This window comes from Oleiphilus sp. HI0128 (genome assembly GCF_001635365.1).
The window spans coordinates 1-517 of the sequence record NZ_LWGG01001511.1 but is presented as its reverse complement, the minus strand read 5'-3'; the positions used below and the strand labels follow the sequence as shown (position 1 = coordinate 517).

Sequence of the window (517 nt, the reverse complement as noted above, 5' to 3'; positions counted from 1 at the left end):
AACAAGCTGTTCCGCACTCTGCCCGATTATTTTCTCATAAGCAGGATTAACCGACAGGAAGCGATAGTTAGCATCCAGAACAAAAACACCTTCTGAAGTATGATCAACGACCGACTTAGCCAAGCGAACTTGTTCATCACGAGCGCGCTCGGACTGAATATTACGCCGGGTCCCCAAAATTCGCAGAGCCCGCCCTTTTGCATCCCGATCAACAACCTTGCCGCTCTCTTCTATCCATAGCCAATCGTCACCACTCTGGGCTCGATATTGAAGTTGGTACTCTCCCTTACCGCCTTCCAAACAAGCGTTAACGGCCGCCCGAACATCAACATAGTCTGCCGGGTGAATAATCGTTTTCAGGTTATGTATATGCTCTTCAGTAGTCAGTTCTTTATCGCCGAAGAGTTCATGGAAGTCTGACTGGTAAAACTGGGCTTGATCAAGATCCCAGTCGATCAAGCCCAAACGCGCTGCGTCCATAGCCTGCGTTAAGCGCGTCTGGCTTTTTACCAAGGCG

The 517-nt window shown here is 49.5% G+C and carries 1 protein-coding gene; it reads right to left on the bottom strand.

Annotation, left to right across the window (positions count from 1 at the left end):
* Positions 1-517 (bottom strand): PAS domain-containing protein (locus A3763_RS24900; RefSeq protein WP_156495321.1); only part of this gene is annotated, 517 nt, incomplete at both ends.